The organism is Methylobacillus flagellatus KT (assembly GCF_000013705.1).
GTDB classification, from domain to species: domain Bacteria; phylum Pseudomonadota; class Gammaproteobacteria; order Burkholderiales; family Methylophilaceae; genus Methylobacillus; species Methylobacillus flagellatus.
Genome location: NC_007947.1, coordinates 50,513 through 71,551 on the forward strand (window position 1 = coordinate 50,513; position 21,039 = coordinate 71,551).

The window sequence follows — 21,039 nt, forward strand, 5'->3', positions numbered from 1 at the left end:
TTATTTTCAACCAACAATACTTCAATCAGTTTTCAGGAGAGATACATGGCCAAGCAAATCATCCATACCGATGGCGCCCCCCAAGCGATCGGCACTTATTCCCAGGCAGTCAAAGTCAACGGCAGCACTGTCTACCTGTCCGGGCAGATTGGTCTTGATCCTGCGACCATGGAGTTGGTGGATGGCATCGAGGCGCAGGTTCACCGGGTATTCAAAAACCTCAAGGCTGTGGCGGAAGCCGCTGGCGGTTCGCTTGCTGATGTGGTCAAGCTCAATATTTTCCTGACTGACCTTTCCCACTTTGCGCTGGTGAATACCATCATGGCGGAATATTTCACTCAGCCTTATCCTGCCCGTGCAGCGGTCGGCGTGGCGCAATTGCCGCGCAACGCGCTGGTAGAAGCCGATGGTGTACTGGAGATTGGCGCCTAGCACACGACTTTCCTACGGCATTACTGCATTTGTGTCGAGTACAGGCGCCCAGCAATGCCACCAGGATCGCTTGCCAATTTTCCTGCCTGCTCAGACGTGAGCGATTCAGCCAGGATCAATAACTTCCCAGGATCATGGCGTCGAAACTACCGGCCAACAGCAAGCTCGATGGCATTAAAGGCATGACCCCGGCATTGCAGGGGCGGCTTGCCAAGCTTGGCATCTGCAACTGGCAGGGCCTGTTGCTGCACATGCCCCTGCGCTACCTCGACGAAACCCGCATTACGGCGATCCGTGATCTGCATACCGGCGAGCAGGCCCAGGTCCAGGGCGAGATCGTGCATACCGAAGTACAATACCGTCCGCGCAAGGCACTGGTTTGTCGGTTGCGCGACGATACTGGGCAACTGGTATTGCGTTTCCTGCATTTCTACCCCAGCCAGGTCGCCACCCTGAAAGAAGGACGGTATATTCGCGCTTTTGGCGAGGTGCGTGGTGGTTTCTTTGGCTGGGAAATGGTGCATCCGCAGTGCAGACAGGTGGAAGCTCATGCGCCAGTTGCCGAGGCATTGACGCCGTTCTATCCCACCACGGCAGGCTTGAGCCAGGCAGTGTTGCGCAAATGGATATCCTGGGCTTTGGAGCACGTGGATATTGCGGAAATCCTGCCGCAGGAAATATACAGTGGACTTTCCTTGCCAAGCTTTTCGGAAAGCCTGCACCTCCTGCACCATCCGACACCAGACACGGCGCTGCGCAGCCTGGAATCCCGCGACCATCCTGCATGGCGGCGGCTGGCCTTTGACGAATTGCTCGCGCAGCAGCTTTCCATGCGCAAGCACCATGCGCGTCGCAGGCATCAGGGTGCGCCTGCATTGGCGCCGTCCCGCACCTTGGTGACTGCTTTGCTGCGCAGCTTACCATTTACCCTGACCCAGGCTCAGCAGCGCGTCGCCGTAGAGATTTGCCGCGACCTGGAGCAGCCCTACCCCATGCAGCGCCTGTTGCAAGGCGATGTCGGCAGTGGCAAGACCATCGTCGCCGCAATGGCGGCGCTGCAGGCGGTTGAAAACGGTTGGCAGGCGGCCATCATGGCGCCGACGGAAATCCTTGCCGAGCAACACTACCAGAAAATGCAGACTTGGCTGGCGCCCTTAGGCATACGGGTAGCCTGGCTGTCGGGCAGCCAGGGCAAGAAGGAGCGGCGCGAGATGATGGCTGCTGTGGAGAACGGTGTGGCGCAGCTCGTGATTGGCACCCATGCCTTGTTTCAGGAACAGGTAGTGTTCCAGCGGCTGGGACTCGCCATTGTCGACGAGCAGCACCGCTTTGGCGTGCAGCAGCGCTTGTCATTGCGGCAGAAGGGCGTACAGCCGCATCAGCTCATGATGAGTGCCACGCCGATTCCGCGAACCTTGTCCATGAGCTATTTTGCCGACCTCGACGTATCGGTGATCGACGAGCTGCCGCCCGGGCGCACTCCCATCGTGACCCGGCTGGTGTCCGATGCCAGGCGCGACGAAGTGCTGGAGCGTGTGCAGCATGCCTGCATGGAGGGGCGTCAGGCATACTGGGTCTGCCCCTTGATCGAAGAGTCTGAGGTATTGCAATTGCAGACCGTGACCGAAACCTACGAGCGCTTGCGCGAGGCTTTCCCGCATTTACGCGTGGGGCTGGTGCATGGCCGCATGAAGCCTGCCGAGAAACAGGCGGTGATGGCTGCGTTCAGCGCAGGCGTAACCCAGCTGCTGGTGGCGACTACCGTGATCGAGGTGGGCGTGGATGTGCCCAATGCCAGCCTGATGGTAATCGAGCATGCCGAGCGCATGGGTCTGGCACAACTGCACCAATTGCGTGGCCGGGTCGGGCGCGGCGCAGCCAAAAGCAGCTGTATCCTGCTCTATCAGGAGGGCAAGCTCTCGGAAACGGCGCGCGCGCGCCTCAGGATTATCTACGAATCGAATGATGGTTTTGCCATCGCCCAGGCCGACCTCGCGTTGCGCGGGCCAGGAGAATTCATGGGCGTACGGCAGAGCGGCGTGCCGATGTTGAAGATTGCCGACCTGGAGCGGGACCAGGAGTTGCTGGAGGCCGCGCGCGATATCGCGGCGGAATTGCTGGAGAAATCACCTCGGGCGGCAGAAGCCCACCTGGCGCGCTGGCTAGGGCATGCGGAAGAATTGGTCAAAGTCTGAGATAATCGGTGAGTGAAAGTCTTTACCCACTTCCCGCAGATGCGTGACCGTTGGCTCAAGCGGGCCGTAGGTGCTCGACATTACCGTCCCTGGCTCACCGAGCGTGGTTCATTGACCAGGCGCTTGCAGCAACATAGCAGGCAGTTTGCAGTGCAGCCCTTGCATCTGGCGAGGAAAAAGCCGCCTCTTGCCGAAGCGCAGCTATTGCAGGTGTTACCTCGGCAGCATACCTTGCAGCGGGATGTCATATTGCGTTGTGACGGCGAGGCGGTAGTGTTTGCCCATAGCTTATTGCCCCAGCAAGCCATGCGAGGCACCTGGCGTGGCCTTGGCCGCCTGGGGTCTCATTCGCTCGGCAGCGCCTTGTTTGCTGATCCGCGCATGTGCCGCGGCGCATTGCAGTACAAGAAACTTTCACCGCAGCATTTTCTCTATCGCCTGGCTGTGGCGCATATTCCTGCGATGCGCGGCCCGATATGGGCGAGGCGCTCGGTATTCAGGCTGGGAAGGAAGGCAGTGCTGGTGAGCGAGTTGTTCCTGCCTAGCGTGTTGAAACTTCCCTTGATCAATAAATAGGGCAGACTGTTTGAAATGAAGAATCCCTCTCTTAGGCAAAAACTCGAAGCCTATTATCGCCTGACCCGGCTGGACAAACCTATTGGCATCTTGCTGCTGCTCTGGCCTACTTTGTGGGGGATATGGCTGGCCAGCCCGGGCTGGCCAGATGGTCTGGTATTGTTTGTCTTCATTGCCGGCACCGTGTTGATGCGTTCGGCAGGGTGTGTCATGAACGATTTGGCCGATCGCAATTTTGACGGTCATGTAGAGCGTACCCGTCAACGTCCGCTAGTAACTGGTGACGTGACGACGAAGGAGGCCGTTTTGCTGGCACTGGCATTGAGCCTTGTCGCATTTATTCTGGTATTGCAGCTCAACCCCTTGGTGGTGGCCTTGTCGTTTCCAGCCTTGTTTTTGGCCGCCAGTTACCCGCTGACCAAGCGCTTCCTCTCCATCCCCCAGGCTTATCTCGGCATTGCGTTCGGCTTCGGTATCCCGATGGCATTTGCAGCGATCACAGGCCAATTGCCGTTGGAGGCCTGGATATTACTATTGGCCAACGTGTTCTGGGCGATCGCCTATGACACAGAATATGCCATGGTGGATCGCAATGATGATCTCAATATCGGTATCAGGTCTTCGGCGATTTTCTTCGGTAGGCTGGACGTCTTCGCCGTCATGGCGTGCTACGGCGCTTTCCTGATCTTGATGGCTTGGGTGGGAGTACGGCTGCAGCAATCCTGGCCCTATTTCGCAGGGCTGGGGGTTGCGGCGCTGGTTGCTCTGTATCATTATGCGTTGATCCGCGATCGTGATCGACAGTCTTGCTTCAAGGCGTTTCTGCACAACAATTGGCTTGGCGCCGCGATCTTCGTCGGGGTGTTGGCGAGCGATTATTTCAGATCAAGTATTTTAAGTATCTAGGGAAATTGAATAATGCAGCGCGGAAATGTTTGACAAAGCTCAAGCGCCTGGCATACAATCCGCCTCTTAATTTTTCAGCGAATATTGGTTTGTCCGATGAAGACCTTTTCTGCAAAAGCGCATGAAGTAAAGCGCGACTGGTTCGTGGTAGATGCTACGGATTTGGTGCTGGGCCGTTTGGCGAGTGAAATTGCGCACCGCCTGCGTGGCAAGCATAAGACTATTTACACACCGCACGTGGATACGGGCGATTATATCGTTGTGATCAATGCCGACAAGATCAAGGTAACTGGCAACAAGGCGCTGGATAAGAAATACCACCGTCACAGTGGTTACCCAGGCGGTATCTCCACAACAACTTTTGGTAAGATGCAAGAGCGTTTCCCTGGCCGTGCACTGGAGAAAGCTGTCAAAGGCATGCTGCCAAAGGGGCCACTGGGGTATGCCATGTTCCGCAAGCTGAAGGTCTATGCTGGTGATAAGCATGACCATGTTGCGCAACAGCCGCAGCCATTGGTAATCCAAAGTCAAGCATAAGGATAAGCAGCGATGATTGGTAAATATAACTACGGTACAGGCCGCCGCAAAAGTTCGGTAGCTCGTGTATTCCTGAAGTCCGGTAGCGGTAACATCGTTGTGAACGACAAGCCTGCTGACGAATACTTCTCCCGTGTGACGTCACGCATGATTTTGCGCCAGCCATTGGCACTGACCGAGAACGAAGGCAGCTTCGATATCTTGGTGAACGTGACTGGCGGCGGTGAGTCTGGTCAAGCCGGTGCAGTGCGCCACGGTATTACCCGTGCGCTGATCGACTACGATGCGGCATTGAAGAGTGCCTTGTCCAAGGCAGGTTTCGTGACGCGTGATGCACGTGAAGTCGAGCGTAAGAAGGTTGGCCTCCGCAAGGCGCGCCGCCGTAAGCAATTCTCCAAGCGTTAAGCTTTACGTTGTTGCTGTTAATGAAAAGCCGCACTTGTTGCGGCTTTTCTGTTTTGGCGTTTTCAAAACAGGCAAGGCTTTTGTTACTATAGATTTCTGTAGAAATGGCCTGGAGCAAACGGAAGGTAAAGTCAGGTGATGCATAGCAAGAAGATAAAAGTGGGTATTGTCGGGGGCACTGGGTATACCGGCGTCGAGTTATTGCGCTTGTTGGCCTTGCATCCTGATGCGGAGTTGAGCGTCATCACCTCGCGTGGCGAGGCCGGGCTGCCGGTTGCGGATATGTTTCCCAGCCTGCGTGGGCGCGTAGACCTTGCCTTTACCGATCCTGCCCAGGCCGACCTGTCGCAGTGCGACGTGGTGTTCTTTGCAACACCGCATGGCGTCGCCATGAGCCAGGCACAGGCGCTGGTAGCAGCGGGCGTGAAGGTGATTGATCTTGCAGCGGACTTCCGGTTGCAGGATACGGCAGTCTTCGAGAAATGGTACAAACTGCCCCACGGCTGTCCTGATATCCTGGCGAATGCGGTATATGGCATTCCTGAGCTGTATCGTGAACAAGTGCGTTCCGCCCAGGTGATCGGCAACCCAGGGTGCTACCCGACGACCGTATTGCTGGGACTGGCGCCGTTGCTGGAGCAAGGACTGGTCGATTTGTCGGTTCCCATCATCTCTGACTCCAAATCGGGTGTTTCCGGCGCGGGCAGAAAGGCGGAGGTTGCGACCTTGTTTGCGGAGGCCAGCGACAACATGAAAGCCTATGGTGTTGCCGGCCACCGGCACCACCCGGAGATTCTTGCGCAATTGCAGCTATTGGCTGGTACATCGCTGCAATTCATTTTTGTGCCTCACCTGGTTCCGCTGATTCGCGGCATGTTGTCCACCATTTACGTCAAGCTGTCAGCCCGGGGACTGAAGACAGACACCCAGGCTCTGTACGAGACCCGATACCAGAATGAGCCGTTCGTCGATGTTCTGCCTCCAGGCAGTTTGCCGGAAACGCGTACGGTTCGCGGGGGCAACCAGTTGCGCCTGGCATTGCACTCGCAACCGGATAGCGGCTACCTGACGGTGATTGCGGTGCAGGATAACCTAGTCAAAGGCGCGGCAGGGCAAGCAGTGCAGAACATGAACATCATGTTCGGGCTGGATGAGCAGGCAGGGCTGAACACCGTTCCTTTGCTGCCCTGATTGGCGGATGAAGCGCATCTCGCGTCGCGTCAAGCGGCATTTCCACAAGCCGACCAAGCCGGTAACGGTCAAATCTTACCGGGCCTGGTATTGGCAGTTGCTGGGCATAATAGGCTTGATCGTGATTGGCTACGCACTAGCATACTGGAAGTTAAATGCCACAGGTACCTTGGCGCTGACACTAGAGCGACAACCTACCAGGAAGGAGCTCATGAATCGTGCTGTCCAGGCAGAAAGGCAGCTGCAAGTGCAGCGCGTTGCTCAGGAAAAGCTTACCCATGATTATGCGCAGGCACAGGATGAGTTGATGAAGCTCAAGGAAGACCTGGCTTTCTATAAAAGCATGCACAATAGCGGGGCTGCTCTGCAGGGGGTGAAGCTGACCCGTTTATTCGTGGAAAAGGGTAAGGAATCTGGCCATTATCAATATCATCTGGTGCTTTCGCAACAATCTGACGCAGGGAGGTCGGTGCAAGGCAACCTAAGCTTTATACTGCAAGGCAGGAATCAGCAAGGCCAAGTAGTTAGGGTGCCTCTGCTTCTGCAACCTGCCAACAACACTCATGCAAAAGTCAATTTCCGCTATCATCAACGCCTGGATGGCAGTTTTACGTTGCCGGGAGGTATCAAGGTTGAAGAGGTAGAACTCATTTTTCTTGAAACGGGGGCAACACAGCCCAATATCAGACAAAGGGTGGAGTTGCCACCAGAGGCTGTTGATTGTCTCCTCGATAAAGGGGCATACCCATGTTCTTGAAGAACAAGAATAAGCTGCAAAGCCGTATAGATACTTTGATCAGTACAGATCGCGCATTGAAGGCAACGTCATATTCAGTGGCGGTTTACGTGTGGATGGGCAGATCAAGGGGGATGTGAGCGAGGTGCCAGGTACTCCCAGTACATTGGTGTTGAGTGAGCATGGCAGCATTGAGGGCGCAGTCACAGTGGCGAGAATCGTATTGAATGGGGAGGTGCGTGGCCCTGTACATTCAACTCATGACCTGGAGCTGCTTGCCAAATCCAGGATTTCCGGTGATGTGCATTACAAATCGCTGGAAATCCATACTGGCGCCATCATTGAAGGGCGGCTGGTATATGTCGGTGAAAGTGCCAACGCGGAAACTCCTGCCATTTTGGAGGTCAAAGATTGACCGAAGAAGCCCCGTGCAGGATAATGAATTCAATTATTTAAGGAGTGGTTAGCCATGAATGCAGTGACAGAGGAAATCCCAAGCCCATTGATATTTACCGATAATGCGGCGCGCAAGGTCAAGGAGCTAATTGACGAGGAGGGCTCTCCAGATCTTAAATTACGTGTATTCGTGAGCGGTGGCGGTTGTTCGGGTTTTCAGTATGGCTTCACATTTGAGGAAACCATCAATGAGGATGACACGACGGTCGACAAGGATGGCGTCACATTGCTGATTGATCCCATGAGTTTGCAATACTTGGTGGGGGCGGAAATTGATTATCAGGATAGCCTGCAGGGTTCCCAGTTCGTGATTCGCAACCCTAATGCAACGACGACTTGTGGGTGCGGCTCTTCTTTCTCCGCTTGAGGCGTAAGCGCCGCGAATCCAATAGAGGAAAGGGGCCTACATGGCCCCTTTTTAAATTCTCCCCCAGAGGGTGCTCTAGCGTCTTAACGCTGATCCAGCGGAAGAAAGTCGCGACGTTCCGGACCAGTATATAGTTGGCGTGGACGGCCTATCTTGGAGCCTGGGTCGGACATCATCTCATTCCATTGAGCAACCCAGCCGACGGTACGCGCCAAGGCAAAGATAGCCGTGAACATTGAGTTCGGAATACCCATTGCACGCATGACGATGCCAGAATAGAAGTCGACATTCGGATACAGCCGACGGCTGACGAAGTATTCATCTTCCAGTGCAATCTTTTCCAGTTCCAGTGCAAGTTTGAACATGGGGTCATCATTCAGGCCGAGCTCGTCGAGCACTTGATGACAGGTCTGGCGCATGATGGCTGCGCGTGGGTCCATGTTGCGGTAGACGCGGTGGCCGAATCCCATTAAGCGGAACGAATCGGTTTTGTCTTTGGCGCGCTTAATGTACTCACCGATACGGCTGATATCGCCGATTTCCTCCAGCATTTTCAGCGTGGCTTCGTTGGCACCGCCGTGTGCGGGCCCCCACAATGAAGCAATACCCGCAGCGACACAGGCAAATGGGTTGGCCCCGCTGGAGCCTGCCAAACGGACTGTAGAGGTAGAGGCATTTTGCTCATGGTCAGCATGCAGAATCAGAATACGCTCAAAAGCCTTTGCCAATACAGGGTTGGGTTCGTAATCCTCACATGGGGTAGCGAACATCATGTGCATGAAGTTTTCCGCATAATTGAAGCGGTTCTTTGGGTACATGAAAGGCTGACCAACGTTGTACTTGTAGCTCCAGGCAGCAATGGTAGGGACTTTGGCCAACAGGCGATGCGCAGCGAACTCACGGTTTCTCGGATCGCTGACATCAATTGCCTCATGGTAGAAGGCTGACATGGAGCCGACAACACCGACCATGACTGCCATCGGATGTGCATCGCGTCTGAAGCCGCGGAAGATGTGCGTAAGCTGATCATGCACCATGCTGTGGCGCGTAATGGTATTGGTGAATTTTTCTTTCTGCTCCGCATTGGGTAGCTCGCCATAGATGAGCAAGTAGCTGACTTCCATGAAGTCGGAGTGCTCTGCGAGTTGCTCGATGGGGTAGCCGCGATAAAACAGCAATCCTTCCTCGCCATCGATGAAAGTGATATTGGAGTCACAAGAGGCTGTTGATAGGAAGCCGGGATCGTAAGTGAAATAGCCATGCTTGCTCAGGGAGCGGATATCAATAACACTGGGCCCCAGCTTGCCGGGTAGAATAGGGAGTTCGATTGGCGCGGAACCATCATCGAAAGTAAGGGTGACTTTGCTTGGTTTCATCATTCTGGAGTCATGGATGGTTGATTGGTTACAAATTAAGCAGCATAAACTGCGCCAAGTATTCTCGGACCACATGCGCCAGTCACGGCAGGCAGGTTGCCAGGCAGTCCATGTAAAGTCTGTTTCGCCAGCCAGGCAAAAGCAGCTGCTTCTACAGCATTGGCTGCAAGGCCCAGTGTATCACTCAGTGCAATAGGCACTGGCTGCAGCAATTGCCGTAAGCGTTGCATCAAGGCGTTATTATAAGCGCCACCACCACATACATACAGCTCATCAACATTACCGCAATGCTGTGTCACTGCCATGGCAATTGAAACGGCAGTCAGTTCCAATAGTGTGCGTTGCACATCCTGCGGCCGGGGTTTGTCTTTAATTTGGTGCAATAGCTGCTCAAGCCAAGCCAGGTTGAACGTATCACGGCCCGTACTTTTAGGTGGCTGTCTGGCGAAAAATGAGTCGGAAAGCATGCGGTGTAACAGATCGGGAAGGATGGAGCCGCTTGCTGCCCAAGTTCCTTGCCTATCGTAGTCCCTGCCTTGGTGTTTATTGATCCAAGCATCCATGAGCATATTGCCAGGGCCTGTATCAAATCCGATGATGTTGCCCCCTGTTGCCGGTAGGTTGGTAAGGTTGGCAATACCGCCAATATTGAGCACAACCCGGTGCTTCTCGGCAGAAGAGAACATGGCGGCATGGAAGGCAGGTACCAGGGGAGCGCCATGACCGCCTGCCGCAATGTCGCGGCTACGGAAGTCGGCGACGACGTCGATTCCTGTCAGCTCGGCCAACAATGCTGGGTTGCCGATCTGCAGCGTAAAGCCCCATTCAGGACGATGGCGTATGGTTTGGCCGTGGCAGCCAATCGCACGTATTGCCTTAGGGTGGAGACAGGCCTTCTTCAGCAATGCTTCTATATTTTCGGCGTATAACGTGGCAAGTTGGTTGCCTGTACGTGCCATTGACTCGAGCTCGTTATGGCCCGGATTATGCAATGCCAACAGCATATGTTTCAAAGCTGCGGGGTAAGGTGTGAACTGTTGCTGGATGACTTGGCAGCGCTGATTTTCCAGCTTGACGATTACGCTGTCGGCACCATCCAGGCTGGTGCCTGACATCAGGCCAATGAAAAGCTCAGGCTGCACTAGTCGAGCGAGGCGACAGTACTTGCACTCAGCAGTTGCAATTGGGCGTTCAGGTTGGCGCTATGAGCGAGAAAATCTTCCCGGTATTGAGGGGCAAGAGGTTGAGCCGCAGGCAGCGCCACTTTGAGAGGATCCCTATGGACGCCGTTCAGCAGGAACTCGTAATGCAGATGAGGGCCGGTTGCCATGCCTGTCATGCCGACATGCCCAATGATATCGCCCTGCGACACTTTCATGCCTTGACGTAGGCCAGGCGCGAAACGGGAAAGGTGGCCATAGACCGTTGTAACGCCGCCATTGTGTTGCAAATAGATGACATTGCCATATCCACCCTTGACCCCGACAAACTGCACTACGCCATCAGCGGGAGCCTTGATCCGGGTGCCGATGGGCGCGGCAAGATCTACGCCTTTGTGAGCGCGCATTTTTTGCAGGATCGGATGGAAACGGCCAAGGGTAAAGCCAGAGCTGATACGGGTAAACTCTAGTGGGGAACGCAGGAAAGACTTGTGCAAGCTCTTGCCTTCAGGCGTGTAATAAGCGACTTTGCCTTCGGGATTGCGATACATGACAGCTTTGTAGGTCTTGCCTTGATTGGTGAATTCAGCCGCCAGCACCTGCCCGGTGTTGACTAGGTTGCCGTTATTGTATTTGGCTTCGTAGATCACGACAAAACGATCACCTTTGCGCAGGTCGCTATGGAAATCAATATCGGAGGAAAAAATTTCAGCCATCTGGATGGCGATGGAATCTGGGATATCTACTGAGTCAGTCGCGGCGAAAAGCGAGCTTTTAATCTCAGCGGTTTTCAAAACGTTGTGAGTCTCTAGAGTTGGCTCGGCAGTTTTGGCCTGATAGCCGGAATCGGTACGTTCTACAGTCAAGGTGGAAGTGGGGTTGAGCTGGTATTGCAATTTGAGCAATTCACCACTGGCATTGACCTGTGCCTGGATGGCGCGTCCCGGTCGAAGCTGGGAGGCAAGCGCGCGTGCATCGGGATTCTTGCGCAAGAAATCCAGAGCCTCGCTATTTTGTACATTCAATCGGGACATCAGGCTAGCCAGAGTGTCATCACGGCGTACCTGATCGGCTTGCCAGTAATTTTCACTTTCTAGATTTTCTGAAACGAATGGTGTAGAAATTTCAGGTAGCTCGACATCTTCTACAATGGTGGAAATGGCCACATCCTGTGTAGATGTTTGTGGGGCAATACCGAATGCAGTGATGATGCCGAAGAGTGGAAGGCTTGAAATGGCGAGCAACCAACGCAGGCGTAGCTTACGTTCTTTTAATGCTGGGTTTTGCGTTAAAATAACTTTCCTTTGGCTCTGCTCAGTTTGCTGCACTGGTCGCTACCTCATGATTGCTGTGACAAATCGACGATGAGCCATGCTAACAGAAAAATTCTGCATGGTGAAGGCAAAAAAGCACCCTAAATCACGGTTATTTCTAAAGATATGGCAAATTTAAATGATAGTTTGGCGTTGATCAAACGTGGCATTGATGACTTGATCGGCGAGCAGGAGCTAATCGACAAGCTTAACACTGGGCAACCGTTGAAGGTAAAGGCAGGTTTTGACCCGACTGCGCCCGATTTGCATTTGGGGCATGCGGTATTACTTAACAAGCTGCGCCAATTCCAGGACTTAGGTCACAAAGTGCTGTTCCTGATTGGGGATTTCACCGGCATGATCGGGGATCCGACCGGCAAAAGCGCAACCCGTCCGCCACTGAGTGCTGAGCAGGTGCAAGTTAATGCGCGGACTTACCAGGAACAAGTATTCAAGATACTCAAGCCCGAGCAAACGGAAGTGGTGTTCAATTCAAGTTGGATCAATGAACTCGGCGCGGCAGGCATGCTCAAGCTGGCTGCAACACATACCGTGGCGCGGATGCTGGAACGGGATGATTTCGAGAAGCGCTACAAGAACAATCAGCCGATTGCGATCCACGAATTCCTTTATCCCTTATTACAAGGCTATGACTCGGTAGCCTTGAAGGCTGATATCGAGCTGGGCGGCACCGACCAGCGCTTCAACTTATTAATGGGGCGTGAGCTGCAAAAGCACTTTGGGCAGCTTCCGCAGTCCGTGCTGACGGTCCCGCTGCTCGAGGGGCTCGATGGCGTCAATAAGATGTCTAAATCCCTGGGCAACTATATCGGTATTGCTGAGCCTGCTAACACTATATTTAGTAAGTTGATGTCCGTTTCGGATGAGCTCATGTGGCGATATATCACTTTATTGTCGTTTGAGTCGATGGAAACGATTGAGCGTTGGCGCGCTTCCGTTCAGGCTGGGGAAAACCCGCGCAATATCAAAGTGCGCTTTGCGCAGGAAATCGTGACGCGATTCCATGGCAAGCAAGCTGCGGTTGATGCACTTGCAGATTTCGAATTGCGCTCAAAAGGCGGTATTCCTGAAAATGTGCCGGAGGTGAACGTGGTGATCAAGGAGGCTGCGGTTGCAATAGGTCCGCTATTGAAGCAGGCGGGACTGGTTGCTAGCACCTCTGAGGCTTTTCGCATGATAGAACAAGGCGGCGTGAGGTTGGATGGCGAGAAAGTCATGGATCGCGGGTTGCAGGTTGCGCAGGGCGCTGTGGTGGTGGCACAAGTGGGCAAGCGCAAGTTTGCCCGGATTACGATCAGCAAGTGATGTAAGCTTGATAGCCTTGAAATGTAATTATTTTGTAATAGTGACAAAAAAGGCTTGACCAAAATCCTGGGCTACGTAGAATGCGCACCTCGCTTGAACAGTGGGGCTCGCAGGAGGGTTTGAAGAAATGAAAATTCTCCTTGACCGATTAAAAAAGGTCTGTAAAATGCGCGGCTCGCTTGATAAAGCGAAACGCAGTTAAGCGGTTCGAAATTAATTTCAAAAATCACTTGACCAGTTCGAAAGAAACTGTAAAATGCGCGGCTCGCTGTAAGGGATGTAGATATAGAGGCGGGATCGAAGTTGTAAGAAATAAATTTCGAGACTAGCTTGACCGGATTAAAAAGGTCTGTATAATGCGCACCTCTCGCTGATTTGGAAACGAATCAGGGGCGAGTAAAAAGAAGTAACCTGCTCTTTAACAAAACGAACAACCGATAAGTGTGGGTGCTTGTAGGTGAGTGCAAAAGATACATATTAATATGTATCCCAAACTCAAAATACAAGTGCTTAACACTTAAATGAAATCTGTAGCTTTATAAGCTACACCTAAGATTCATTTGAGATTAAGCCAAGCGATATACCGGCCTCGCAAGAGGCCACAAAGTAATAGTCGGAATTAAACTGAAGAGTTTGATCCTGGCTCAGATTGAACGCTGGCGGCATGCTTTACACATGCAAGTCGAACGGCAGCACGGGGAGCTTGCTCCCTGGTGGCGAGTGGCGAACGGGTGAGTAATATATCGGAACGTGTCCAATAATGGGGGATAACTAGTCGAAAGATTAGCTAATACCGCATACGCCCTGAGGGGGAAAGTGGGGGATCTTCGGACCTCACGTTAATGGAGCGGCCGATATCTGATTAGCTAGTTGGTGGGGTAAAAGCCTACCAAGGCGACGATCAGTAGCTGGTCTGAGAGGATGATCAGCCACACTGGGACTGAGACACGGCCCAGACTCCTACGGGAGGCAGCAGTGGGGAATTTTGGACAATGGGCGCAAGCCTGATCCAGCCATGCCGCGTGAGTGAAGAAGGCCTTCGGGTTGTAAAGCTCTTTCGCAAGGAAAGAAAACTTATCCACTAATACTGGATGAGGATGACGGTACCTTGATAAGAAGCACCGGCTAACTACGTGCCAGCAGCCGCGGTAATACGTAGGGTGCAAGCGTTAATCGGAATTACTGGGCGTAAAGCGAGCGCAGGCGGTTTTGTAAGTCAGATGTGAAAGCCCCGGGCTCAACCTGGGAACTGCGTTTGAAACTACAAGGCTAGAGTATGGGAGAGGGAGGTAGAATTCCACGTGTAGCAGTGAAATGCGTAGAGATGTGGAGGAATACCAATGGCGAAGGCAGCCTCCTGGCCTAATACTGACGCTCATGCTCGAAAGCGTGGGGAGCAAACAGGATTAGATACCCTGGTAGTCCACGCCCTAAACGATGTCAACTAGTTGTTGGTGGAGTAAAATCCATTAGTAACGCAGCTAACGCGTGAAGTTGACCGCCTGGGGAGTACGGTCGCAAGATTAAAACTCAAAGGAATTGACGGGGGCCCGCACAAGCGGTGGATTATGTGGATTAATTCGATGCAACGCGAAAAACCTTACCTGGCCTTGACATGCCACTAACGAAGCAGAGATGCATTAGGTGCCCGAAAGGGAAAGTGGACACAGGTGCTGCATGGCTGTCGTCAGCTCGTGTCGTGAGATGTTGGGTTAAGTCCCGCAACGAGCGCAACCCTTGCCAATAATTGCCATCATTCAGTTGGGCACTTTATTGGGACTGCCGGTGACAAACCGGAGGAAGGTGGGGATGACGTCAAGTCCTCATGGCCCTTATGGCCAGGGCTTCACACGTAATACAATGGTCGGTACAGAGGGTTGCCAACCCGCGAGGGGGAGCTAATCTCAGAAAGCCGATCGTAGTCCGGATTGCAGTCTGCAACTCGACTGCATGAAGTCGGAATCGCTAGTAATCGCGGATCAGCATGTCGCGGTGAATACGTTCCCGGGCCTTGTACACACCGCCCGTCACACCATGGGAGTGGGTTTCACCAGAAGTAGGTAGCCTAACCGCAAGGAGGGCGCTTACCACGGTGGGATTCATGACTGGGGTGAAGTCGTAACAAGGTAGCCGTATCGGAAGGTGCGGCTGGATCACCTCCTTTCTAGAGTAAGCCTTGCTTGCAAGCATTCACACTTATCGGTTGTTTTAAAGAGCGCAACAAAGATTGGCCTTAAGGGTCTGTAGCTCAGCTGGTTAGAGCACCGTCTTGATAAGGCGGGGGTCGTTGGTTCGAGCCCAACCAGACCCACCAAGCACTTATCAAGTGGACGAGTAATACGAGGCGCGAATCTTCGCCGCATACTTTGGTATGTAAGAAGACGAGTAACGAAGTAATGCGAAGTTCAGAGGGGGATTAGCTCAGCTGGGAGAGCACCTGCTTTGCAAGCAGGGGGTCGTCGGTTCGATCCCGTCATCCTCCACCAACACTTTGTTGAAAAGTTAGACATAAGCGCAGCGTGCTGTCTTTATGTCTGGCTTTTACAAGCTAGATTGATCTTTAACAAAATGGAAGAAGTAAAGAGAATGAAGTAAGACTTTGTGATGAGGTCTGAAACATTCAATGGGTAATTTGATTGCAGAAATCAAAACATTGAACAGCGTTGTTTTTAACGTGGTTCGATAGTGCTTTAGAAGCAGCCTGTAACGGACTCACCACTACTCGTGAGTCACGGACTTGAATTTAAAAGGGTTCAGGGTCCAACGTTATAGGGTCAAGCGAATAAGTGCATGTGGTGGATGCCTTGGCGATTACAGGCGATGAAGGACGTGGTAGCCTGCGTAAAGTCTCGGGGAGCTGGCAAACAAGCTTTGATCCGGGAATGTCCGAATGGGGAAACCCACCCGCAAGGGTAACCCCCTCTGAATATATAGGAGGGCGGTGGCGAACCGAGTGAACTGAAACATCTAAGTAACTCGAGGAAAAGAAATCAACCGAGATTCCGGAAGTAGTGGCGAGCGAACCCGGAAAAGCCTGTTACTTTTAGCAGACGCGTTAGTAGAACGGAATGGAAAGTCCGGCCATAGTGGGTGATAGCCCCGTATACGAAAACCCGTTTGTGGAACTAGGGTAACGACAAGTAGGGCGGGACACGTGAAATCCTGTCTGAACATGGGGGGACCATCCTCCAAGGCTAAATACTCGTAATCGACCGATAGTGAACCAGTACCGTGAGGGAAAGGCGAAAAGAACCCCGGGAGGGGAGTGAAATAGATCCTGAAACCGCATGCATACAAACAGTGGGAGCCTCGCAAGGGGTGACTGCGTACCTTTTGTATAATGGGTCAGCGACTTACATTCAGTAGCGAGCTTAACCGATAGGGGAGGCGTAGCGAAAGCGAGTCCGAATAGGGCGTTCAGTTGCTGGGTGTAGACCCGAAACCAAGTGATCTATCCATGGCCAGGATGAAGGTGCCGTAACAGGTACTGGAGGTCCGAACCCACTAATGTTGAAAAATTAGGGGATGAGCTGTGGATAGGGGTGAAAGGCTAAACAAACTTGGAGATAGCTGGTTCTCTCCGAAAGCTATTTAGGTAGTGCCTTGTGTCTCACTCTCGGGGGTAGAGCACTGTTATGGCTAGGGGGCTCATAAGAGCTTACCAAACCATGGCAAACTCCGAATACCGAGAAGTGCAATCACAGGAGACAGTCCATGGGTGCTAACGTCCGTGGACAAGAGGGAAACAACCCAGACCGCCAGCTAAGGTCCCTAATGACGTGCTAAGTGGAAAACGAAGTGGGAAGGCACAGACAGCCAGGAGGTTGGCTTAGAAGCAGCCATCCTTTAAAGAAAGCGTAATAGCTCACTGGTCGAGTCGTCCCGCGCGGAAGATGTAACGGGGCTAAGCACGTAACCGAAGCTGCGGATGCTAGTTTACTAGCATGGTAGGAGAGCGTTCTGTAGGCCTGCGAAGGTGTTCTGTGAGGAATGCTGGAGGTATCAGAAGTGCGAATGCTGACATGAGTAGCGATAAAGGGGGTGAAAAGCCCCCTCGCCGAAAGCCCAAGGTTTCCTGCGCAACGTTCATCGGCGCAGGGTGAGTCGGCCCCTAAGGTGAGGCAGAGATGCGTAGCTGATGGGAAACAGGTTAATATTCCTGTACTTACATATGCTGCGATGTGGGGACGGAGAAGGTTAGGTCAGCCATCTGTTGGAATAGGTGGTTTAAGCGTGTAGGTTGATCTCTTAGGCAAATCCGGGAGGTTAAGACTGAGGCGTGATGACGAGTCTCCTTGTGAGACGAAGTGATTGATACCAAGCTTCCAAGAAAAGCCACTAAGCTTCAGGTATATGTGAACCGTACCGCAAACCGACACAGGTGGGCAGGATGAGAATTCTAAGGCGCTTGAGAGAACCCGGGAGAAGGAACTCGGCAAATTAGCACCGTAACTTCGGGAGAAGGTGCGCCCTTGGTATGTGAAGCGACTTGCTCGTGGAGCAGAAGAGGGTTGCAGTGAAATGGTGGCTGCGACTGTTTAATAAAAACACAGCACTGTGCAAACACGAAAGTGGACGTATACGGTGTGACGCCTGCCCGGTGCCGGAAGGTTAAGTGATGGGGTGCAAGCTCTTGATCGAAGCCCCGGTAAACGGCGGCCGTAACTATAACGGTCCTAAGGTAGCGAAATTCCTTGTCGGGTAAGTTCCGACCCGCACGAATGGCGTAACGATGGCCACACTGTCTCCTCTCGGGACTCAGCGAAGTTGAAATGTTTGTGAAGATGCAATCTACCCGCGGCTAGACGGAAAGACCCCATGAACCTTTACTGTAGCTTTGCATTGGACTTTGACAAGATTTGTGTAGGATAGGTGGGAGGCTTTGAAGCGAGGACGCCAGTTCTCGTGGAGCCAACCTTGAAATACCACCCTGATGTTGTTGAGGTTCTAACCTAGGTCCGTAATCCGGATCGGGGACCGTGCATGGTGGGCAGTTTGACTGGGGCGGTCTCCTCCCAAAGAGTAACGGAGGAGTGCGAAGGTAACCTAGGTACGGTCGGAAATCGTACTGATAGTGCAATGGCATAAGGTTGCTTGACTGCGAGACGGACAGGTCGAGCAGGTGCGAAAGCAGGTCATAGTGATCCGGTGGTTCTGTATGGAAGGGCCATCGCTCAACGGATAAAAGGTACTCTGGGGATAACAGGCTGATTCCTCCCAAGAGTTCATATCGACGGGGGAGTTTGGCACCTCGATGTCGGCTCATCACATCCTGGGGCTGTAGCCGGTCCCAAGGGTATGGCTGTTCGCCATTTAAAGTGGTACGTGAGCTGGGTTTAAAACGTCGTGAGACAGTTTGGTCCCTATCTGCCGTGGGCGTTGGAAGTTTGAGGGGGGCTGCTCCTAGTACGAGAGGACCGGAGTGGACACACCTCTGGTGGACCGGTTGTCACGCCAGTGGCATCGCCGGGTAGCTAAGTGTGGAAGAGATAAGCGCTGAAAGCATCTAAGCGCGAAACTTGCCTCAAGATGAGACTTCCCTTGTGCCTTGAGCACACTGAAGAGTCGTTCGAGACCAGGACGTTGATAGGTCGGGTGTGGAAGCGCAGTAATGCGTTAAGCTAACCGATACTAATTGCTCGTGAGGCTTGATCCTATAACCTTGAATCTTGAATCAAGGTGCTGACAAAGCAGCAATCAAAATACCATCTTTACTTCTTCTGTTTGTTGAAGACGAATTTGCTTATGCAAGTTCCATCAGATATCAGTGAATGTGTTCATACACATGCACTACCGGTTATGTCTGGCGGCCATAGCGAATTGGAACCACCCCTTCCCATCTCGAACAGGGCCGTGAAACGATTCCGCGCCAATGATAGTATGCACTACGCATGCGAAAGTAGGTCACCGCCAGGCTTTTATTTAACATTCAGAGTCTCTGAATGATGACAAAAGCCCTCTGTTAGAGGGCTTTTGTTTTTGTGTTATTGGTAGCTGATTGCTATAATAGCGATAATTGGGGATGGGCGTTGAGCCCATTTTTTATTTGTAGAATCAGGCAATAAGGTTTGCTATGCAGGATTTAAACGCACTGCTGGAAAGGTCTCTTGGTCAGCTTGGATATGAACTGGTTGACATGGAGTTGGCCAATCGTGGCAAATTGATTCGTTTGTTCATTGATAAGCCAGAAGGCATCAATATTGACGACTGCGTACTGGTGAGCAATCACCTGAGCAACTTATTGGCTGTCGAGCATGATATAGATTATGACAGGTTGGAAATCTCTTCCCCTGGCTTGGATCGCGTCTTGAAGAAAACGTCGGATTTTGTGCGGTTCGCGGGCGAGCGGGCTCAAGTGAAATTACGGATGCCGATTGAAGGCAGGAAGAATTTTTTAGGCATATTGCGTGGGGTGGATCAGGAATATCTTGTATTGGAATGCGATGGTGTGGAGCAACGTGTGCCATTTTCCAATATAGACAAAGCAAGATTGTCTCCTGAGTTCTAAGCACCAATTTTTTGGCGGAGATTGAAATGAGTCGCGAAATATTGTTATTGGTCGATGCGTTGGCCCATGAGAAGAATGTGGCCAAAACCGTTATTTTTACGGCATTGGAGCTGGCTCTGGCCTCTGCTACCAAAAAACGTTTTACTGAAGATGCTGATGTTCGTGTGGAAATTGATCGCGACAGTGGAGAGTATCGTTCTTTCCGCCGTTGGCAGGTGGTCGAGGCAGATGCGTTGGAAAATCCTGCCGCACAGATTGCGGTGGATGATGCACGTGCCGAGGGATTTGCCGTAGGCGACTATATTGAAGAGCCTCTAGAGTCAGTGGAGTTTGGGCGTATTGGGGCCCAGGCTGCCAAGCAGGTTATTCTGCAAAAGGTGCGTGAGGCCGAGCGAGAGCAGATTCTGGATGATTTTTTAGCGCGCAAGGAACATTTGGTGACAGGAGTCATCAAGCGCATGGAAAAAGGCAACGCTATCATTGAGGTTGGTCGTCTTGAGTCTGTGCTGCCTCGTGAGCAAATGATCCCTAAGGAAAACTTGCGGGTCGGCGATCGTGTGCGTGCCTATCTTTCTCGTATTGAGCGTAGTGGGCGTGGCCCACAACTCATTCTTTCCCGTGTGGCGCCTGAATTCTTGATTAAGCTGTTCGAGCTCGAAGTGCCGGAGATTGAAGAGGGCTTGCTGGAGATTAAGTCGGCTGCGCGCGATCCAGGCTTACGATCCAAGATTGCAGTGAAGTCGAATGACCAGCGATTGGACCCAGTCGGGACTTGTGTGGGCATGCGTGGTTCGCGTGTGCAGGCTGTGACAGGAGAGTTGGCAGGTGAGCGTGTCGATATCGTCTTGTGGTCCATGGATCCTGCCCAGTTCGTCATCAATGCGATGGCTCCCGCAGAAGTGTCCGGCATTGTGGTGGATGAAGACGCGCACAGCATGGATGTCATCGTCGATGAAGAGCAATTGGCCCAGGCGATCGGTCGCAACGGGCAGAATGTGCGCCTTGCTTCGGAGCTGACGGGTTGGACATTAAATATCCTCACTGAGGAAGAGGCTGCTAAAAAGAGCGAGGAAGAACATAGCAGCATCTTGCAGCTTTTTGTCGAGAAGCTGGATGTCGATGAAGAGGTTGCTGATATCCTGGTGCAGGAAGGATTCAGTACCCTGGAAGAAATCGCCTATGTGCCTTTGGCTGAAATGAGCGAGATCGAGGCTTTCGATGAAGATACTATCAATGAATTGCGCAAGCGTGCCCGCGCTGCCTTGTTGACCGAAGCGATTGCCAAGGAAGAGAAGGCCGGAGAAGCTTCTGAGGATTTGCTGCATATGGAAGGCATGGACGAAGCGACTGCGCGGACTCTGGCTGGTAAAGGTGTAGCCACAATGGATGATTTGGCAGACCTTGCCGTAGATGACTTGGTTGAATTGACAGGCATGGATGTAGAGCGCGCCAAGCAATTGATCATGACGGCGCGTGCCCCCTGGTTTGCTTGAGGCAGGGATAGATTAGCGTAGCTAAGAAAAATGCACTGGCTGACAGTGCAAGTGAAAGAGAT

General features: G+C 52.7%; 16 protein-coding genes, 2 tRNA genes and 3 rRNA genes. 18 read left to right on the forward strand and 3 right to left on the reverse strand.

Features of this window, described 5'->3' with window-relative positions; translation table 11 throughout:
• Nucleotides 1-45 precede the first annotated feature (45 nt).
• The 10 genes from MFLA_RS00250 to erpA all read left to right on the forward strand — a co-directional run bounded on the left by MFLA_RS00250 (nt 46) and on the right by erpA (nt 7,801).
• The gene (locus MFLA_RS00250) at nt 46-432 is read left to right on the forward strand and encodes a RidA family protein (protein ID WP_011478419.1); all 387 of its coding nucleotides are present in this window, start codon (nt 46-48) and stop codon (nt 430-432) included.
• A gap of 134 nt (nt 433-566) precedes the next feature.
• The gene (gene recG / locus MFLA_RS00255; protein ID WP_011478420.1) at nt 567-2,627 is read left to right on the forward strand and encodes an ATP-dependent DNA helicase RecG; all 2,061 of its coding nucleotides are present in this window, start codon (nt 567-569) and stop codon (nt 2,625-2,627) included.
• Between the two features lie 12 nt (nt 2,628-2,639).
• The gene (locus tag MFLA_RS00260) at nt 2,640-3,203 is read left to right on the forward strand and encodes a chorismate--pyruvate lyase family protein (protein ID WP_229407076.1); all 564 of its coding nucleotides are present in this window, start codon (nt 2,640-2,642) and stop codon (nt 3,201-3,203) included.
• A 15-nt stretch (nt 3,204-3,218) separates the two neighbouring features.
• Entirely contained in the window at nt 3,219-4,109 is an 891-nt protein-coding gene (gene ubiA, locus MFLA_RS00265; RefSeq protein ID WP_011478422.1) for a 4-hydroxybenzoate octaprenyltransferase, read from the forward strand.
• A 96-nt stretch (nt 4,110-4,205) separates the two neighbouring features.
• On the forward strand, nt 4,206-4,646 hold the full coding sequence (rplM, locus tag MFLA_RS00270) for a 50S ribosomal protein L13 (protein ID WP_011478423.1): 441 nt from the start codon (nt 4,206-4,208) through the stop codon (nt 4,644-4,646).
• Nucleotides 4,647-4,658: 12 nt separating this feature from the next.
• Nucleotides 4,659-5,051: a 30S ribosomal protein S9 gene (gene rpsI, locus MFLA_RS00275; protein ID WP_011478424.1), complete on the forward strand. Its 393-nt coding sequence runs from the start codon at nt 4,659-4,661 to the stop codon at nt 5,049-5,051.
• Between the two features lie 138 nt (nt 5,052-5,189).
• Nucleotides 5,190-6,242, forward strand: a complete 1,053-nt coding sequence (gene argC, locus MFLA_RS00280; RefSeq protein WP_011478425.1) for an N-acetyl-gamma-glutamyl-phosphate reductase — start codon at nt 5,190-5,192, stop codon at nt 6,240-6,242.
• A 211-nt stretch (nt 6,243-6,453) separates the two neighbouring features.
• Entirely contained in the window at nt 6,454-6,999 is a 546-nt protein-coding gene (locus MFLA_RS00285; RefSeq protein ID WP_287109643.1) for a DUF6776 family protein, read from the forward strand.
• Between the two features lie 91 nt (nt 7,000-7,090).
• Nucleotides 7,091-7,393, forward strand: a complete 303-nt coding sequence (locus MFLA_RS00290) for a bactofilin family protein (RefSeq protein ID WP_011478427.1) — start codon at nt 7,091-7,093, stop codon at nt 7,391-7,393.
• 54 nt (nt 7,394-7,447) lie between these two features.
• Nucleotides 7,448-7,801: an iron-sulfur cluster insertion protein ErpA gene (gene erpA, locus MFLA_RS00295; protein ID WP_011478428.1), complete on the forward strand. Its 354-nt coding sequence runs from the start codon at nt 7,448-7,450 to the stop codon at nt 7,799-7,801.
• An 83-nt stretch (nt 7,802-7,884) separates the two neighbouring features.
• On the opposite strand, the gene gltA is transcribed toward erpA, so the two are convergent.
• The 3 genes from gltA to MFLA_RS00310 are packed head-to-tail and all read right to left on the reverse strand — an operon-like array spanning nt 7,885 to nt 11,665.
• Nucleotides 7,885-9,180, reverse strand: coding sequence for a citrate synthase (gltA, locus tag MFLA_RS00300; RefSeq protein WP_407635285.1), 1,296 nt, complete (start codon nt 9,178-9,180; stop codon nt 7,885-7,887).
• A gap of 32 nt (nt 9,181-9,212) precedes the next feature.
• The gene (locus MFLA_RS00305; RefSeq protein WP_195742031.1) at nt 9,213-10,319 is read right to left on the reverse strand and encodes an anhydro-N-acetylmuramic acid kinase; all 1,107 of its coding nucleotides are present in this window, start codon (nt 10,317-10,319) and stop codon (nt 9,213-9,215) included.
• Nucleotides 10,319-11,665, reverse strand: coding sequence for a peptidoglycan DD-metalloendopeptidase family protein (locus tag MFLA_RS00310; protein ID WP_011478431.1), 1,347 nt, complete (start codon nt 11,663-11,665; stop codon nt 10,319-10,321). The genes MFLA_RS00305 and MFLA_RS00310 overlap by 1 nt, the downstream gene beginning before the upstream one ends.
• Nucleotides 11,666-11,776: 111 nt before the next feature.
• Between MFLA_RS00310 and tyrS the strand changes: the two genes are divergently transcribed.
• The 8 genes from tyrS to nusA all read left to right on the forward strand — a co-directional run bounded on the left by tyrS (nt 11,777) and on the right by nusA (nt 20,977).
• Nucleotides 11,777-12,976, forward strand: coding sequence for a tyrosine--tRNA ligase (tyrS, locus tag MFLA_RS00315; protein WP_011478432.1), 1,200 nt, complete (start codon nt 11,777-11,779; stop codon nt 12,974-12,976).
• Between the two features lie 621 nt (nt 12,977-13,597).
• Nucleotides 13,598-15,140 (forward strand): 16S ribosomal RNA (locus MFLA_RS00320).
• A 73-nt stretch (nt 15,141-15,213) separates the two neighbouring features.
• A tRNA-Ile gene (locus tag MFLA_RS00325) sits at nt 15,214-15,290 on the forward strand.
• Between the two features lie 96 nt (nt 15,291-15,386).
• Nucleotides 15,387-15,462: transfer RNA gene (locus tag MFLA_RS00330), tRNA-Ala, on the forward strand.
• A gap of 286 nt (nt 15,463-15,748) precedes the next feature.
• A 23S ribosomal RNA gene (locus MFLA_RS00335) occupies nt 15,749-18,632 on the forward strand.
• 146 nt (nt 18,633-18,778) lie between these two features.
• A 5S ribosomal RNA gene (gene rrf, locus MFLA_RS00340) occupies nt 18,779-18,892 on the forward strand.
• The 16S, 23S and 5S rRNA genes sit together here with 2 tRNA genes alongside, the layout of an rRNA operon.
• Before the next feature lie 157 nt (nt 18,893-19,049).
• Complete coding sequence (gene rimP, locus MFLA_RS00345; RefSeq protein ID WP_011478433.1) at nt 19,050-19,484, forward strand: ribosome maturation factor RimP; 435 nt, start codon at nt 19,050-19,052, stop codon at nt 19,482-19,484.
• A 26-nt stretch (nt 19,485-19,510) separates the two neighbouring features.
• Nucleotides 19,511-20,977 (forward strand): transcription termination factor NusA, encoded by a 1,467-nt coding sequence (nusA, locus tag MFLA_RS00350; protein ID WP_011478434.1) that lies wholly within the window; start codon nt 19,511-19,513, stop codon nt 20,975-20,977.
• The last annotated feature ends 62 nt before the right edge of the window (nt 20,978-21,039 follow it).

Excerpts from the sequence above, each read along its gene's own strand:
- MFLA_RS00250 (WP_011478419.1), top strand. The coding sequence starts at position 46 with ATGGCCAAGCAAATCATCCATACCGATGGCGCCCCCCAAGCGATCGGC.
- recG (WP_011478420.1), top strand. The coding sequence starts at position 567 with ATGGCGTCGAAACTACCGGCCAACAGCAAGCTCGATGGCATTAAAGGC.
- ubiA (WP_011478422.1), top strand. The coding sequence starts at position 3,219 with ATGAAGAATCCCTCTCTTAGGCAAAAACTCGAAGCCTATTATCGCCTG.
- rplM (WP_011478423.1), top strand. The coding sequence starts at position 4,206 with ATGAAGACCTTTTCTGCAAAAGCGCATGAAGTAAAGCGCGACTGGTTC.
- rpsI (WP_011478424.1), top strand. The coding sequence starts at position 4,659 with ATGATTGGTAAATATAACTACGGTACAGGCCGCCGCAAAAGTTCGGTA.
- argC (WP_011478425.1), top strand. The coding sequence starts at position 5,190 with ATGCATAGCAAGAAGATAAAAGTGGGTATTGTCGGGGGCACTGGGTAT.
- MFLA_RS00285 (WP_287109643.1), top strand. The coding sequence starts at position 6,454 with ATGAATCGTGCTGTCCAGGCAGAAAGGCAGCTGCAAGTGCAGCGCGTT.
- erpA (WP_011478428.1), top strand. The coding sequence starts at position 7,448 with ATGAATGCAGTGACAGAGGAAATCCCAAGCCCATTGATATTTACCGAT.
- gltA (WP_407635285.1), bottom strand. The coding sequence starts at position 9,180 with ATGATGAAACCAAGCAAAGTCACCCTTACTTTCGATGATGGTTCCGCG.
- tyrS (WP_011478432.1), top strand. The coding sequence starts at position 11,777 with ATGGCAAATTTAAATGATAGTTTGGCGTTGATCAAACGTGGCATTGAT.
- rimP (WP_011478433.1), top strand. The coding sequence starts at position 19,050 with ATGCAGGATTTAAACGCACTGCTGGAAAGGTCTCTTGGTCAGCTTGGA.
- nusA (WP_011478434.1), top strand. The coding sequence starts at position 19,511 with ATGAGTCGCGAAATATTGTTATTGGTCGATGCGTTGGCCCATGAGAAG.